This window comes from Corynebacterium tuberculostearicum (genome assembly GCF_046097465.1).
GTDB lineage: Bacteria > Actinomycetota > Actinomycetes > Mycobacteriales > Mycobacteriaceae > Corynebacterium > Corynebacterium tuberculostearicum_I.
Genome location: NZ_CP175799.1, coordinates 90592 through 105264, shown reverse-complemented (window position 1 = coordinate 105264; position 14673 = coordinate 90592). Strand labels below are relative to the sequence as shown.

The 14673-nt window shown below is 59.5% G+C and carries 13 protein-coding genes and 2 tRNA genes; 6 read left to right on the top strand and 9 right to left on the bottom strand.

Going from position 1 to position 14673, the window contains the following annotated elements; genetic code table 11:
* Positions 1 to 21 precede the first annotated feature (21 nt).
* The gene (locus ACKFRX_RS00505) at positions 22 to 1125 is read right to left on the bottom strand and encodes an IS30 family transposase (protein ID WP_408927958.1); all 1104 of its coding nucleotides are present in this window, start codon (positions 1123 to 1125) and stop codon (positions 22 to 24) included.
* A 150-nt stretch (positions 1126 to 1275) separates the two neighbouring features.
* Between ACKFRX_RS00505 and ACKFRX_RS00500 the strand changes: the two genes are divergently transcribed.
* Positions 1276 to 2520 carry an IS256 family transposase gene (locus ACKFRX_RS00500; RefSeq protein WP_408919444.1) on the top strand — a complete coding sequence of 415 codons (1245 nt, stop codon included), beginning with the start codon at positions 1276 to 1278 and terminating at the stop codon, positions 2518 to 2520.
* Between the two features lie 724 nt (positions 2521 to 3244).
* On the opposite strand, the gene ACKFRX_RS00495 is transcribed toward ACKFRX_RS00500, so the two are convergent.
* The 4 genes from ACKFRX_RS00495 to gyrA all read right to left on the bottom strand — a co-directional run bounded on the left by ACKFRX_RS00495 (position 3245) and on the right by gyrA (position 6460).
* Positions 3245 to 3317 (bottom strand) — tRNA-Ala (locus ACKFRX_RS00495).
* A gap of 9 nt (positions 3318 to 3326) precedes the next feature.
* Positions 3327 to 3403 (bottom strand) — tRNA-Ile (locus ACKFRX_RS00490).
* 162 nt (positions 3404 to 3565) lie between these two features.
* Positions 3566 to 3904, bottom strand: a complete 339-nt coding sequence (locus ACKFRX_RS00485) for a DUF3566 domain-containing protein (RefSeq protein WP_049378050.1) — start codon at positions 3902 to 3904, stop codon at positions 3566 to 3568.
* 3 nt (positions 3905 to 3907) lie between these two features.
* Positions 3908 to 6460 carry a DNA gyrase subunit A gene (gene gyrA, locus ACKFRX_RS00480; protein WP_250411887.1) on the bottom strand — a complete coding sequence of 851 codons (2553 nt, stop codon included), beginning with the start codon at positions 6458 to 6460 and terminating at the stop codon, positions 3908 to 3910.
* Between the two features lie 78 nt (positions 6461 to 6538).
* Here gyrA and ACKFRX_RS00475 point away from each other — a divergent pair, with 78 nt between their 5' ends.
* Genes ACKFRX_RS00475 through ACKFRX_RS00455 form a run of 5 tightly spaced genes read left to right on the top strand, consistent with a single transcriptional unit; the run spans position 6539 to position 9398 of the window.
* A complete protein-coding gene (locus ACKFRX_RS00475; protein ID WP_150850211.1) occupies positions 6539 to 6760 on the top strand; it encodes a CopG family transcriptional regulator in 222 nt (73 codons plus the stop codon).
* A 6-nt stretch (positions 6761 to 6766) separates the two neighbouring features.
* Positions 6767 to 7027: a cell filamentation protein Fic gene (locus ACKFRX_RS00470; protein ID WP_239283036.1), complete on the top strand. Its 261-nt coding sequence runs from the start codon at positions 6767 to 6769 to the stop codon at positions 7025 to 7027.
* 38 nt (positions 7028 to 7065) lie between these two features.
* Positions 7066 to 7422, top strand: a complete 357-nt coding sequence (locus tag ACKFRX_RS00465; protein ID WP_239283037.1) for a hypothetical protein — start codon at positions 7066 to 7068, stop codon at positions 7420 to 7422.
* Positions 7423 to 7442: 20 nt separating this feature from the next.
* On the top strand, positions 7443 to 7880 hold the full coding sequence (locus tag ACKFRX_RS00460) for a DUF6918 family protein (RefSeq protein ID WP_150850214.1): 438 nt from the start codon (positions 7443 to 7445) through the stop codon (positions 7878 to 7880).
* Between the two features lie 42 nt (positions 7881 to 7922).
* The gene (locus ACKFRX_RS00455) at positions 7923 to 9398 is read left to right on the top strand and encodes an MFS transporter (protein ID WP_347951398.1); all 1476 of its coding nucleotides are present in this window, start codon (positions 7923 to 7925) and stop codon (positions 9396 to 9398) included.
* A 70-nt stretch (positions 9399 to 9468) separates the two neighbouring features.
* Here ACKFRX_RS00455 and gyrB read toward each other — a convergent pair whose 3' ends face one another.
* The 4 genes from gyrB to dnaN all read right to left on the bottom strand — a co-directional run bounded on the left by gyrB (position 9469) and on the right by dnaN (position 14614).
* Positions 9469 to 11538 carry a DNA topoisomerase (ATP-hydrolyzing) subunit B gene (gene gyrB / locus ACKFRX_RS00450; RefSeq protein WP_294164487.1) on the bottom strand — a complete coding sequence of 690 codons (2070 nt, stop codon included), beginning with the start codon at positions 11536 to 11538 and terminating at the stop codon, positions 9469 to 9471.
* 157 nt (positions 11539 to 11695) lie between these two features.
* On the bottom strand, positions 11696 to 12265 hold the full coding sequence (locus ACKFRX_RS00445) for a DciA family protein (RefSeq protein ID WP_408919445.1): 570 nt from the start codon (positions 12263 to 12265) through the stop codon (positions 11696 to 11698).
* A complete protein-coding gene (gene recF, locus ACKFRX_RS00440) occupies positions 12258 to 13433 on the bottom strand; it encodes a DNA replication/repair protein RecF (RefSeq protein WP_005325992.1) in 1176 nt (391 codons plus the stop codon). Before recF ends, ACKFRX_RS00445 begins: the two co-directional genes overlap by 8 nt.
* Positions 13433 to 14614: a DNA polymerase III subunit beta gene (gene dnaN / locus ACKFRX_RS00435; RefSeq protein WP_179387173.1), complete on the bottom strand. Its 1182-nt coding sequence runs from the start codon at positions 14612 to 14614 to the stop codon at positions 13433 to 13435. The genes recF and dnaN overlap by 1 nt, the downstream gene beginning before the upstream one ends.
* Positions 14615 to 14673: the final 59 nt, after the last annotated feature.

Genomic DNA, 14673 nt, shown 5'->3' with positions numbered 1-14673 from the left:
GGGTCGTTGCAACGATGATGGTTAGTTTGGTTTGATGCTACCGGTTTGTGTGAGGGCGTTGGTCATGACTTCGGCTGGGGTGCGCCAGTTGAGTGCTTTGCGTGGTTTGTGGTTGTGAATGTTGGCGATCATTTCTAGGTCCTCGGCGCTGTAGATGGACAGGTCGCTGTTTTTGGGAAGGTTTCTTCTGAGCCTGCCGTTGGTGTTTTCGTTGCTGCCGCGTTCCCATGGTGATCCTGGATGGCAGAAGTAGATGGGAATGTCAGTGGCCATGGTAAAAGCTTTATGACCAGCCATTTCGCTTCCTTGGTCCCAGGTAATTGATGACCAGATAGCTTTATCGATTCCTGTAACTGCCTTGTGCAGGGCTGTGAATACTTCTTTGCTGGTATGCCTTCCCGGTAAGTGGCCAAGGACAACAAATCGGCTAACGCGTTCTACTAGCGTGATTACCGCTGATTGGTTGTTTTTACCGAGGATGAGGTCGCCTTCCCAGTGGCCTGGCAAAATACGTTCACTTACCTCATCTGGCCGGTCGTCTATGAGGATCATGTCGTCGACGAAGCGTTGCTGGGCAGGTGTGCTGGAGCGGGTTTGGCGTTTCTTGCGTTTCTTTCTACCGGTCGGCAAGTCCAAGCCAAGGTCTTTGAGTCTTCCTTTGGCCTGCAGGTAAAAGGCGTCATAAATCGTTTCGTGACTAATGCGCATGTCCTTATCAGTGGGGTAATCGATGGGCAGGCGATTAGAAATCTCCTCAGGTGACCATTGTGCCCGCAATTGTGCGCATACATAGTCCCATAGTCTTTTGTTGGCTAGTAGTTTCGGTATTTTCGGCCGCAACCTCCGCGCACAGGCCTTTAACTGGGCTGTTTCTGCACGATACGGGCCTTGAGCACTGTGGTTTCTGCGTACTTCACGCTGAATTGACGATGCACTTCGCCCTAAACGGCGCCCAATCTCACGCAGCGGCACATCTTCGCGGAGAAGATCGGCGATAATGACGCGTTCTTCGAAGCAAATGTAGCGATTGCTGATGCGTTTATACGGATCTACCCCGCTAGGTAAGGCGGGAGGGGCAAGCCTTCCGGATTCGACGACATCATGGCGTTGGCGCAGCGCTTTCATAAGTCTGTTATACGTGCTGGCGTCGGTTGCGTCCCCTAACGTGGTGTATCTGTAGCCCGCGGTAAGTCTTGTGCCGGTGTGCATGAAGGCGACCATCGCGGGTACCTTTCGAATCAACTCTTACCTATCCTCGAAAGGAAGTACCCTGCGATGGCCGCTGACCCTCATCATATCGATCCGACCGCGTATCTCGAAGAGCTACTGACTCAAGCGTCCCCAGATTTGATGCGCCAAATGCTCACTGACTTCATCAACCAGATTCTTTCCGCCCAAGCAGACACCGTCTGCGGGGCTGATTACGCCACCGTGTCAGCCGAGCGCACCAACACACGTAATGGCTACCGTCATCGCCAACTTGATACCCGAGTCGGCAGCATTGATGTGGCAATCCCGAAGCTACGCACCGGCGCATTTTTCCCTGACTGGCTGCTAGAGCGCCGCAGCCGCACCGAACGTGCCCTGACCACAGTCATCGCCACCTGCTACCTGAAAGGAGTCTCCACTCGCAGGATGAACGACCTGGTGGCCACCCTTGGGATCAACAACTTGTCGAAGTCTCAGGTCAGCCAGATGGCCAAAGAACTCGATGACATGGTCGATGACTTCCGCACCCGCCGGCTTGACCAAGGCCCCTACCACTTTGTCTCCTGCGACGCGCTGACAATGAAGGTGCGGGAAGGCGGACGTGTCGTAAAGACCAGCGTGTTGCTGGCCACAGGTGTCAACGCTGACGGCTACCGAGAGCTTTTGGGCATGCAGGTTGCCACCGCGGAATCTACCGCGTCGTGGACCGGGTTCTTTCGGGACCTCATCGCCCGTGGCCTGACCGGGGTATTCCTCGTTACTAGTGATGCCCATCTTGGTATTCAAGCAGCCGTGGGTGACTGCCTGCCGCAGGCTAGTTGGCAGCGGTGTCGAACACACTTCGCGAAGAACCTCTCGGCCCAGGTTCCCAAAACCCAATGGCCGACTCTGTCAGCGATGTTTCACACAATCTTTCAGCAACCCGATGCCGCTAGTGTGTGGGCCCAAGCTCGTGAGGTTATTGAATTCTGCCAGCAGAAATTCCCTCACGTTGCCACCTACCTCGAGGAGTGTCTCGACGAGCTGTTGGCGTTTACCGCTGCGCCGAGAGCGGTGTGGACCAAAATCTGGTCGAATAACCCCACTGAACGGCTCAATAGGGAGATCCGCCGGCGTACCGATGTCGTAGGAATCTTCCCAAACCGAGACGCTGTTGTGCGCCTTGTTGGGGCGGTTTTGGCCGAACAGCACGATGACTGGATCCAACAGAAGCGTTATATGTCACTGACCAGCCTGGCACAGACCAAAGAGATCATCGCCGCTGGGGTCATCTACGAGGACCGCGACAACAACCAGGAGATCGCCGCGTGAATACCCTCACCCCTTATCCCCGAGATGGCCCCTAAACCACCGCCATGAAACTAACCCCAGATTCGAAAACAGATACACCACTACCCAGGACTTGACCGCTGGCGTCTTCGCCGACGGGTATGAACTCTTCTCGTCGACCCTGGGATTTGGTGAGTCCTTTTTCGAAATCTAAACGCAGTCGACGATCAATTCCTACTGCCGCGCCAGCATCACCACCAGGCAGGCTCGCCAGCCGAAGGCGCAGGTATTCCACTCTTAACTGCGTCTGGCGGACTTTCCGAGCATACTGACTTAACCGGATATGGCACCCAGCTTCCGTAGCTACGGCATACGCAGCGGTAAGATGCATCCCACATCTTTTAGCAGCTTGGCGTACCGACAGTCCGCTTCGGACTAGCTCTACAAGCTGGACAGCCTGGCTGCCGCGGCGATCAACTCGTTTGGCTTTATACACGACTGGCAATCCAAAGGCATGGCAAAAATTCAAAGCATGCCCGTAATGACAGCCAAGCTCACCAGCCGCCGAACGGACACTACGCCCACTGCCAACCAAGGCAACTAAGCCACGACGATCCGATTCAGACAACGAATGAAACGGGCCAACAACCCCAGACACAACAACACCCTCCTAAGGGAAAGTGTTGCAACGACCCTCTGAACTCAAGATGAGCGCGGAAATGAAAAATGTCCGGCCCCTCCAAAGAGGAAGCCGGACTTTATGCTGTGGAGCATAGGAGAATCGAACTCCTGACCTTCTGCTTGCAAAGCAGATGCTCTACCAATTGAGCTAATGCCCCATTGTTCCGTGGTGGGCCTAGCTGGAATCGAACCAGCGACCTCATCGTTATCAGCGATGCGCTCTAACCGACTGAGCTATAGGCCCTTGTGCGGAACGAGGATTAACTCTACATACTATCCCCGGATTTATACAAATCGCCTGTTCAAACTATATTTCTGGCCGCAGACAAAAGAGGGAAAGCTCGAGCGGAGGAAAGAAAGATGCCGGCACCTTCGGGTGCCGGCATCCTCTAGGGTGAGAGAGGTGCTAGCGGTTGTCTAAGTCGACTCGCAGGCCGCCAAAGACGTCCACGATGGCGTTATAAATAACCGCCATCAGGGGCGCCAGCAATGTAAGGAGAACGGCGAAAATAACGCCGATGAGCGCGGAGGCGGAGATGATGACGCCGAAGGTGACCTCGAATCCGCCGCCCACGCCGCCGACGAGGCTATTGAGCGATTCCCAGATGCCCACCTGGTTCAGGCCGATGTAGAGCAGGCATACGGCCAGCATCCAGGCAATGAGTCCGACGAGTGACAAGGCCAGACCAACGCGGAACGCGGAAGTGGGCGAGATTCGCGTAATCGTTACGTCTCGTCGTGCCATTAATTACTCCTCATCCTTGGAAGCATCGCCAGCCTTGTGCTCCTGCTGGACCTCATCCACGGTCTTTTCGCCCTTGGCTACAGCCTGAGCGTCTTCCTCACCATCTTCTTCGACGTTGCGGTCGATGGCAAGCAGTTCGACATCGTCAGCCAAGTTCACCAAGCGCACGCCCATGGTCGCACGGGAGGACGGACGAATCTGGTCCACCTCGGTGCGGATGACGCCGCCGGCGGAGGTGATGGCGAAGATCTCGTCATCCTCATCGACGGAGATGGCACCGATGAGCTTGCCGCGCTTCGGGGTGTACTTGAAGGTCATAACGCCCAAGCCACCGCGGCCCTGCGGGGTGTATTCCTCGATGGCGGTGCGCTTGCCATAGCCGCCAGAGGTGGCGACCAAAAGGAACTCGCCATCGTGGACCACGGACATGGATAGCAGCTGATCATCGCCGCGGAAGCGCATGCCCTTCACACCGGCGGTAGCGCGGCCCATGGGGCGCAGCTGGTCGTCGTCGGCAGTAAAGCGGATAGCTTGGCCCTGCTCGGAGGTAAGCAGGATGTCATCGCCCTCGGAGACGAGCTGTGCGCCGATGAGCGCATCGCCCTCGTTGAGGTTGATGGCGATAAGGCCAGCGGAACGCGCGGACTCGTAATCGGTCAGGCGGGACTTCTTCACGCGGCCCTGCTGGGTGGCGAGGACCAAGTAAGGAGCGTCCTCGTAGGACTGAATCTGGATGACCTGTGCGATCTTTTCTTCCGGCTGGAATTCCAACAGGTTAGCCACGTGCTGGCCGCGTGCGGCGCGACCACCCTCGGGCAGCTCATAGGCCTTAAGACGGTAGACGCGGCCGAAGTTGGTAAAGAACAAGATCCAGTCGTGCGTGGAGCAGACGAAGAAGTTCTTCACAATATCGTCCTGCTTGAGCTCAGCGCCGCGCACGCCCTTGCCGCCACGCTTCTGTGCCTTATAGGAATCCACCTTGGTGCGCTTAGCGTAGCCGGTAGAGGTAATGGTGACCACGACGTTCTCGCGGGCAATGAGATCCTCATCGGTGACATCGCCGGTTGCCGGGATGATTTCGGTGCGGCGTTCATCGCCATACTTATCGACGATCTCTGCCAGCTCATCGTGGACAATCTGGCGCTGACGCTCCTCGCGGGCGAGGATGTCCTTCAGATCAGCGATCTCGCGCTCGATCTCGGCCAACTCGTCGATAATCTTCTGGCGCTCCAGAGCAGCCAGCTTGCGCAGCTGCATGGCCAGGATGGCATCGGCCTGGATATCGTCGACGTCGAGAAGCTCCTTCAAGCCTTCGCGCGCCTCGTCCACGGTGGGAGAACGGCGGATAAGGGCGATGACCTCATCGAGCATGTCCAGGGCCTTGACCAAGCCGCGCAAGATGTGGGCGCGCTTCTCGGCCTCGTTCAAGCGGTACTGGGTACGGCGAACGATGACCTCGATCTGGTGCTCCACGTAGTAGCGCAGCATCTGATCCAGGCGGAGGGTGCGCGGCACGCCGTCAACAATGGAGAGCATGTTGGCACCGAAGGAGGTCTGCAGCTGGGAGTGCTTGTAGAGGTTATTGAGCACCACACGCGCCACAGCGTCGCGCTTAAGGGTGACCACGATGCGCATGCCCACGCGGTCGGAGGACTCATCCTCAATCTTGGAAATGCCCGCAATCTTGCCGCTGGCCACGGACTCCGCGATATTGGAGATGAGGTTATCCGGGTTGACCTGGAACGGCAGCTCGGTGATCACGATGGTTTGGCGGGATCCAGACTCCTCGATGGAGGTCACACCGCGCATGCGGATGGAGCCACGGCCGGTGGAGTAGGCATCCTTGATGCCTTGGTCGCCTACGATGAGGCCGGCTGTGGGGAAATCCGGGCCCTTGACGCGCTCCATGCAGGCGGCCAGAGCCTCCTCCTCCGACGCCTCCGGGTGGTCCAGCAGCCAGTAGATGGCCTCCGCCAGCTCGTTGAGGTTGTGCGGCGGGATGTTGGTGGCCATACCGACCGCGATACCGTTCGAGCCGTTCATCAGCAGGTTCGGCACACGCGACGGCAGGACCGTCGGCTCCTGGGTCTTCGAGTCGAAGTTGGGGGCGAAGTCCACGGAGTTCTCGCGGATGTCGCGCACCATCTCCATGGCCAGCGGGGTGAGCTTGCACTCCGTGTAACGCATCGCGGCCGGGCCGTCATTACCCGGCGAGCCGAAGTTGCCCTGGCCGTCCACCAACGGGTAGCGCATCGCCCACGGCTGCGCCATGCGCACGAGGGTGTCGTAGATGGCGCTGTCGCCGTGCGGGTGGTAGTTACTCATGGTCTCGCCCACGGCCTTCACGCTCTTCACGTACGAGCGCTCCGGGCGGAAGCCGGCGTCATACATGGCGTAAATGACGCGGCGGTGCACCGGCTTCATGCCGTCGCGCACCTCCGGCAGGGCACGGCCGACGATGACGGACATGGCGTAGTCGATGTAGCTCGACTCCATCTCCTCATTAATGTCAATGGGAAATATGCGATCAAAAAGATCGTCGTTATTGTCACTCATAACGCCAAATTCTACCCTCTAGCGCCTTTCAGGACCCGAATTGCCGCACGAGTGGTATCACCGTGGTATCACTGAGGCATGGCAATGACATTGCGACTTACGGCCGAACAGGATCACGCGCTCACGCTACTGGCTTCCGCGCAGGGCACCTCCAAGCACGAGGCGGTGGTGCGCGCCGTTGTTGCGGCGGCAGCCCGCACGCTTGCCGACGCCCACGTGCAGTCCACCGCCCGCGCCCTCCTCCCCGGCCGCGCTGAGCTGGAGGCGGAAATCCGCCGTGCCCGGCCCGCACAGTCCTAGGCGAGCATGACTACTGAACAGCTCTACCTCTTGGCCCGCGAGTTTTGCGCTCGCTTTAACGTCCGCATCACCAACTTCGCCGCCCTAGCGGCCGCGGCAGCTGCCAGCACCGCCAAGGTGGAGGGAATAGCCATTCATGACAACCACCGCGATGCTGCCCGCGCCATGGCAGAGGTATTAGCCCGCGTGCCGGCGCTGAGCGGGTATAACGCAGAGTTCGCAAAGTTCAGCGCGCGCGTCTACCTTAGTGTTAAAGAAGTTACCTAAGTTACTGGGGATAGTGACCCAAGAAAGGAACTACCACCATGTCCCACTTCAAAAAGATCGCCGCCTCGAGCCTGACCGCCGTGGCGCTAGCTGCCACCGCCGTCACTGCTCCTACCGCCACCGCCGCTGATGCCGATTCCTGGCAGGACAACGTAAATCCGGCCTTTCAGCCAGGCGAGGCCGGTAGTTCCTCTACCGGTTCTTCCCAGCTGGATCTCACCCTGATCATCACCGCAGCGGCCGCTGGCGTCGCCGCGCTGGCCAGCGCCGTGGCGCTGTACTCCCCTAACGTGGATCTGGAGAAGGCTGCACGCGATGCCGGCCTGGGCCAGATTGCTGATCAGATTGCTGCCATTCAGGCCAACCTCCCTGGCCTGCCGGGCCAGCCCGCCTAACTCGCGTAAGGTGGTGCAGCATGGCACATCTTTCTGAACTTATGTCAGGTCCGCAGCGCACTGCGGTGATTAACGATTGCGGCGAGCTGGTTGAGGGGGTCGTCGCCAAGCAATCGGGCATTACCGGCATGGCGCTCAAGGGCGCCGTCGCCGCCGCGAAGAAGGTAGACCCCGCCATCATCACCAAGGCCCTAGGCCGCGTGCTACCGGATATCCTCGACGCTTTAGATCCGCACTGGCAAGAGTTTGCACGCAGCTCCGAGCAGGATTTCGGTTCCTTCCTCGAGCCCCGCAGCACCCAGGTGAGCGATTCCATCATGTCGGTGGCCGATAAGCACGCCGAGCAGATTAACTCCCCCGCGCTGTCTAAGCCTTATAACTCCTTGCGCGGTAAGGCCTCGAAGTTCCTCACCCCTGCGGTACCGGATTTCGGCCGCGTGCTGCAAAAACACATGTAGTTTCCGCGCGGTTGAACCTAGAACAAACCGCAGAGTATAAGTGTGGAAGTGACTACTTCCGCAGCTAACCAGACCGAGTACCCCGCCGGCCAAGATCCCGCCCGCTGGCGGGTCCTTATCGTTTTGCTTACGGCGCTCTTCATGTCTCTGCTGAGCGTGTCCATCGTGAACGTAGCCCTGCCCTCTATTCAATCGGGCCTGGGAGCCTCTGAGTCCGATGTGCAATGGGTGCTCTCCGGCTATGCGCTCACCTTTGGCGTCATCCTTGTGGCGGCCGGCCGCGCTGGAGATCTCGTCGGCCGCGGCGGAATCTTTTTGGCGGGCATTGCTATCTATTCCCTCAGCGCCGCCGTCGCCGGCTTTGCCCCCAACGCGGAGGCACTCAACGCCGCCCGTTTTATCCAAGGCCTAGGCGCTGGGCTGCTCAATCCGCAGGGCGTGGGAATGATCCAGCAGTACTTCCGCGGTCCGGAACGCGCCCGCGCCTTCGGCTACTTTGGCTCCACGGTGGGCATCGCTGTGGCTATCGGACCGGTACTGGGCGGCCTTCTCATTCGCCTCGGCGGCGCGGACCTAGGTTGGCGGCTGACCATGCTGGTCAATTTCCCCGTCGGCCTTATTGCCATCATCTTAGGATTGCTGTGGTTTCCGCGGCCGCTGTTTTCCCGCGTGCGCGATGAAAATGGCAATAAACTGGGCATCTTCAAGGCCCTTGCCACCCTGGATCCCATCGGTGCGGTGATTCTCGGTGCTGCAGTGTGGGCCATCCTCTTCCCCTTCATGGAATCCTCCGCTTCCCCGGCCGTGTGGTGGCTCCTACTGTTGGGCGCCGTCCTCCTTGTGGGATGGGTGCTGTGGGAGCGACACCACAAGGCCACCGGCCATCCGCCGATGGTGGATCTCACTATCTTCGCCACCCCGAGTTTTCGCAATGGCACCATCATCGCCACCTTGTGGTTTATGGGTATTACCAGCATTTGGGTGCTCGTGGCACTCTACTTCCAAAGCGGACTCGGACACTCCGCCCTAGCTGCCGGATCCGTAGGCATTCCGGCTGCCTTGTTGAGCTCCATATCTGCCACACTGGCCGGCCGATCCGTATCCGTCCACGGCCGCAAGGTGGTGGTGCTGGGCATGCTCGTGACCATCTCCGGCCTCATTGCCACCATTGCGCTTATCTGGGCCACCGAGCAGTGGGGAGCCAGCGAATGGTGGATGGTCCTTTCGCTGGCCCTTGTTGGCGGCGGCCAAGGCTCGGTCATCTCCCCCAACCAAACGCTCACCTTGGCGCATGTTCCACAGGCCTACGCCGGATCGTCCGGCGCCGTCCTCCAGACCGGCCAGCGCATCGGTACGGCCATTGGGCTTGCCATTATTACGGCCATCGTTTTTGCCACCTTGCACGGCACAAGCGCGGACTGGCCGCTGTCCATCATTGCCGGCTTCGGCGTCATCCTCGCCATGTGCCTTGCTTCCCTAGGATTCGCCGTAGCGGATCAGCACAGATCCCAGGCCTAGGCCCAGCGCTTTCCGACGCCACAATTAAAGCCCACCGCGGTAAATTCCACGGTGGGCTTCATACTGCGCTCTAGATATCCAGGAAGCGGACGTCCTTTGCGCGGCGGGTAATGAAAGAGCGGCGGGCCGAGACATCATCACCCATGAGGATGGAGAAGAGCTCATCGGCGCGCTGCGCGTCTTCCAGATCCACGCGGCGCAGGATGCGGGTGCTCGGGTCGAGCGTGGTCTCCCACAGCTCGGAGGCGTTCATCTCGCCCAAGCCCTTGTAGCGCTGGATGCCGTCATCTTTGTTGATCTTACGGTTTTGCTCCAAGCCCTCGGCCAGCAGCTTATCGCGCTCGGCGTCGGAAAAAGCATAGCCCGGAGTACCCTTAGACCACTTGAGCTTGTACAGCGGCGGGTTAGCCAAGAACACGTGGCCATCCTCAACCAACTGCGGCATGAAGCGGAAGAGCAAGGTCAGAAGCAGCGTGGCAATGTGCTGACCGTCAACGTCGGCATCGGCCATGAGCACGATCTTGTCGTAGCGCAGCTTCTTGATATCGAATTCCTCGTGAATGCCAGTACCCAGCGCGGTAATAATCGCCTGGACCTCGGCATTCTTGAGGACCTTATCCATGCGGGCCTTCTCCACGTTCAGGATCTTGCCGCGCAGCGGCAGGATGGCCTGGAACATGGAATCGCGGCCGCCCTTAGCGGAGCCACCTGCAGAGTCACCCTCCACGATGTAGAGCTCGGAAATCTTCGGGTCCTTGGAGCGGCAATCCGCGAGCTTGCCGGGCAGGCCACCGAGGTCGGTGGCGGACTTGCGGCGCACCATCTCGCGGGCTTTGCGGGCAGCCATGCGAGCGTGTGCGGAGGAAACGGCCTTATTGATAATGGCCTTAGCCTCTGCCGGGTTGGCGTCGAACCAGTCATTGACGTGCTCGTTGACCGCACGCTGGACAAAGCCCTTGATTTCGGAATTGCCCAACTTGGTCTTGGTCTGGCCCTCGAACTGCGGATCGCCCACCTTGACGGAAATGACGGCCGCCAAGCCCTCGCGGCAGTCATCGCCGGAGAGGTTACCGTCCTTTTCCTTGAGGAGCTTATGCTCCTTGGCGTAGCGGTTCATCAGGGAGGTTAGGGCCGCACGGAAGCCCTCTTCGTGCGTGCCGCCCTCGTGGGTGTTGATGGTATTGGCAAAGGTGTGAACGGACTGCTTATAGCCCTGGTTCCACTGCAGCGCTACCTCGACCTCGTGATCCTCGCCCTTCGCATCGAAGGAAACGATGGTCGGGTGGATCGCGGTCTTGGACTTATTGAGGTACTTGACGTAGTCGGTCAAGCCATCCGGGTAGTGGAAGGTGACCTTCTTGCGGCGCTTCTTATCTGCCGCAGCGTCCTTCGCCTCGCCGGATTCTTCGTTGAAGGTATCGCCGGCGTCCGGGGCATCATCGAAGGACGTCTCATCCGCGCTGGTCTCGCCAGATTCTGCATCGGCGATCTCTTCCAGCTCGATCTGCTCTTCGGTGACGCGCTCGTCAATGAGCTCAATGCTCAAGCCCTTGTTCAGGAAGGCCATTTCCTGCAGGCGACGGGCAATGGTGTCGTAATCGTACTCGGTAGTTTCAAAAACTTCCGGGTCCGCCCAGAAGCGGATCTTGGTGCCCGTGCCGCGGGCGTTGCCGCCCTCAACGAGCTCGTCCGGGATGGCATTCTGGAAGTTTTGGTACCAGTGCTTACCGTCGCGCTTAATCTCCGCCTCCACGCGGGTAGAAAGCGCGTTCACCACGGAAATACCGACACCGTGCAGGCCGCCGGAAACGGCATAGGAATCGGAGTCGAACTTACCGCCGGCGTGCAGCTGGGTCATGACCACCTGGACGGTAGGCGCACCAGAGGCGTGCATTTCTACCGGAATGCCACGGCCATTATCGATGACCTCGACGCCGCCATCCTCCAGCAGCTTGACGGTAACCTTATCGGCGTAGCCGGCCATGGCCTCATCGACGGAGTTATCAACGATCTCCCAAATGAGGTGGTGCAGGCCGCGCGAACCGGTCGAACCAATGTACATGCCGGGGCGCTTACGGACGGCCTCGAGGCCCTCCAGGATCGTAATTGACCCGGCATCATATGCGTGTTCTTCAGCCACGGATTCGTGCTCTCCTTTTGGCTATAGCTAATTCTAAGACCTTGACTATTCTACACGGATACCCCCTACTGAAAGACACCCCACACCCGTGAGAGATAGGAATCTGGCGCGCTCTGAGGTTATTTACATTGTGCAGGTCTGAGTAAACCTCAGCCTATTAGCCGTAGGTATCTTGTGATCCTTGCGGTTTGACCCACTGCCGCCCCTCATAATTGCGCCTTTGCTTCGGCCCGTGAATCCGCAGTTCCACAATGACATCTGGGCCCAGGCGGTCAGAGATTCTCCGCAGGATTTGCCGCTGCAGGTAGCGCAGCTCCGTTGCCCACGTGGAATTATCGCAGGATACATAGACAATCTTGTCCTTAATCCGCTGCGGCTGCGTATGCGCGGCAATGCGCTCGCCCACCAGATGCTCCCAATTGCCCATCACCCAGCCATTGGCTAAGTCATGTTCCCACCCACGATTGACAACTTCGCGGTTAATTTGGGATCCCAGGCTCGGCACGGCCAGGGTGCGCCGCTTCTTCCTGCCATCCGGGCCAGTGGGCAAGCCCCGTTGATAGCCCATATACCCCTGCTTTTGCGCCTTCTCCAGCGAAGGCACCGGCATCTTCGGCACCGGGCGGGTCAGCTTCGGCGGGTTTTTGGAGGTGGACCGAACCAGCTTGAAGTACTGGGTGACGGGATCGATGCGCTGCTTGCCGACGCCCCCTTGATCCTCACTCATTCCCCTCACCTTCCTCGGCGCTGAGCTTGGAAATGCGGCCGGTCTCGGTATCTTCTACGCTCACGCGGTAGCGCACGATGGGTTCCAAGTTTCCGGGCAGGTCCTCATCCACGGCCGCGGTGATGAGCACCTGTTCGGCCTCGGCGGCCAAGTGGACCAGCTGCTTGCGGCGCTTGGCATCGAGCTCGGCAAAGACATCATCCAAGATGAGCACCGGATCGGATCCTCCCTCCTGGCGCAGGAGGTTGAATTCCGCCAGGCGTAGCGCGATGGCATAAGACCACGTCTCGCCGTGGCTGGCAAAGCCCTTGGCCGGCTGATCCCCCAGGTTGAGCACCAGATCATCGCGGTGCGGACCCACCAGGGAAATGCCGCGTTCGATCTCGCGCTGCCGGGCGGCGGCCAACTCGGTGAGCAGCACGGCCTCTAGCACCTCGCGATCGGAGGTATCGATCGTGGACTTATACTCCACGTGCGCCGGTCGCGATTCTGGCGCTAGGCCGGAATAGGCGGCGGGGATGTGATCCAAGAGGGCGTCGACAAGCGCAAGGCGTGCGGCGATCACCTGGGCGCCAAGCCGGGCAAGCTGCGCATCCCAGGTATCCAAGGTGGCCAATGCGGCAGCGCCATCGCTATCGGAATAGCCGCGGCGCAGGCTGCCGGAGGCTGATTTCAGCAGGGCATTGCGCTGCTTGAGCACCTTATCGTAGTCAGCCTTCACACCCGCTAGCCGCGGAGTCCGCGAGGCAATGATGCTATCGAGGTAAGCGCGGCGCCCGGCTGGCTCCCCGCGCACCAGGGCCAAGTCCTCCGGGGAAAAGAGCACAGTTTTTACCACGCCCAGCAGCTCACGGGGGCTGCGCAGGCGGGTGCGATTAATCTGCGCCTGGTTGGCCGCGTGGGGCTTAATCAGCAAATGAGTAGTAAGCTCGCGGCCCTGGTTCACCGCGGTAATGGATACCCGCGCGCTATCCGCACCCTGGCGCACCAGCGGTGCATCGTGGGAAACGCGGTGGGAGGAAAGGTGGGCGGTATAGCCAATGGCCTCAACGATATTGGTCTTGCCAAAGCCATTGCGCCCGACAAAAAGGGTGATCCCCGGCCCTAGCTGCACATTAAGTTCGGGCCACGAGCGAAAATCCCGAACATCGAGATCCCTGACGTACATTAGCCCGGCAGGCGAACCGGCATGAGCAGGTAGGTGAAGTTGGTCTCCGGCGTGGGGAAGTTGCCATCTTCATCGGCCTCAGGCAGCTCTTCCGGTTCTGGGATCATGATGGCTGGGCGCGAAGGCTCGGTAAAGCCGAAGACCACGCGGTCGGTATTGATGACGCCCAAGCCATCCTTGAGGTAGCCCGGATTGAAGGCGATGAGGAATTCATCGCGGCCATGGAATGCACACGGCAGGGTCTCGGTGGCGTTACCAGCATCCGCACCGGCGGAAAGGGTTACCTGGCCATCGGCGAATTCCATCCGGATCTGCGCGTTGCGATCCGTCAGCAAAGACACGCGGCGAATTGCTTCCTGGAGCGGGGCGACCTCAATGGAGGCAATATTGGTGTGGCTCTTCGGCAACAGGGGCTGCACATTAGGGAAGTCCGCATCCAGCATGCGCGTGGTGGTCTCGCGATTATCCGCGTGCAGGCCAAAGAGGCCATCGGCACCAATATTGTCATCGGTGCCCACAGCGATTTCCACTGGGATATTCAGGTGCGGATCCAAGGAACGACCGGTTTCCTGCAGGGTCTTCGCAGGCACCAAGAGCTTGGCTTCTACATCCGGCGACTTCGGCTCCCATTCCAAGGTGCGCATGGCCAGGCGGAAGCGGTCCGTTGCCGTCATCTCAATGTCCTTGCCACGGATATCCATGTGCACACCGGTGAGCATGGGCAGGGTGTCATCCTTGCCGGCCGCGGCGGCGACCTGGTGGATGGCCTCGACGAATAGCTGTGGCTGGATGGTGCCGGTAACCTCCGGCAGGACCGGAAGCTGCGGGTAATCATCCAGTGGAATCAGTGGTAGCTCAAAGCGGGAAGAGCCACAGGTAACCAGGGCCTTGGAATCTACCTGGGAGATCTCCACTTCCTTGTTGGGAAGGGAAGCGACGATGTCAGAGAGGAGCTTGCCGGCTACTGCGATCTGTCCGGGTTCATCCACCATGCCGGCGATGCGGACGCGGGTGGATACCTCGTAATCGAAGCCAGTGAACTCAAGACCATTGTCATCCGCGGTGATGAGCATCGCGCGGAGCACAGGCTGGGTGACCTTGGACGGCAGGCTACGAGCAACCCACGCTACGGCGTTGGCAAGGTCATCTTTGGCCACGCGAAATGACACGGCTTCATCCATGGTGCGAAGAGCTCCTCTGAGGCAAGTAGGAAATTTGTTACTTACAAAAGACTGGCTTC

What these genes read in the sequence shown, in the direction of transcription:
- ACKFRX_RS00445 (WP_408919445.1), bottom strand. Translation starts at nt 12,265, where the DNA reads ATGAGTGAGGATCAAGGGGGCGTCGGCAAGCAGCGCATCGATCCCGTC.
- ACKFRX_RS00505 (WP_408927958.1), bottom strand. Translation starts at nt 1,125, where the DNA reads ATGAAAGCGCTGCGCCAACGCCATGATGTCGTCGAATCCGGAAGGCTT.
- ACKFRX_RS00470 (WP_239283036.1), top strand. Translation starts at nt 6,767, where the DNA reads ATGACTACTGAACAGCTCTACCTCTTGGCCCGCGAGTTTTGCGCTCGC.
- ACKFRX_RS00500 (WP_408919444.1), top strand. Translation starts at nt 1,276, where the DNA reads ATGGCCGCTGACCCTCATCATATCGATCCGACCGCGTATCTCGAAGAG.
- ACKFRX_RS00475 (WP_150850211.1), top strand. Translation starts at nt 6,539, where the DNA reads ATGGCAATGACATTGCGACTTACGGCCGAACAGGATCACGCGCTCACG.
- gyrA (WP_250411887.1), bottom strand. Translation starts at nt 6,460, where the DNA reads ATGAGTGACAATAACGACGATCTTTTTGATCGCATATTTCCCATTGAC.
- dnaN (WP_179387173.1), bottom strand. Translation starts at nt 14,614, where the DNA reads ATGGATGAAGCCGTGTCATTTCGCGTGGCCAAAGATGACCTTGCCAAC.
- ACKFRX_RS00460 (WP_150850214.1), top strand. Translation starts at nt 7,443, where the DNA reads ATGGCACATCTTTCTGAACTTATGTCAGGTCCGCAGCGCACTGCGGTG.
- recF (WP_005325992.1), bottom strand. Translation starts at nt 13,433, where the DNA reads ATGTACGTCAGGGATCTCGATGTTCGGGATTTTCGCTCGTGGCCCGAA.
- ACKFRX_RS00465 (WP_239283037.1), top strand. Translation starts at nt 7,066, where the DNA reads ATGTCCCACTTCAAAAAGATCGCCGCCTCGAGCCTGACCGCCGTGGCG.
- ACKFRX_RS00485 (WP_049378050.1), bottom strand. Translation starts at nt 3,904, where the DNA reads ATGGCACGACGAGACGTAACGATTACGCGAATCTCGCCCACTTCCGCG.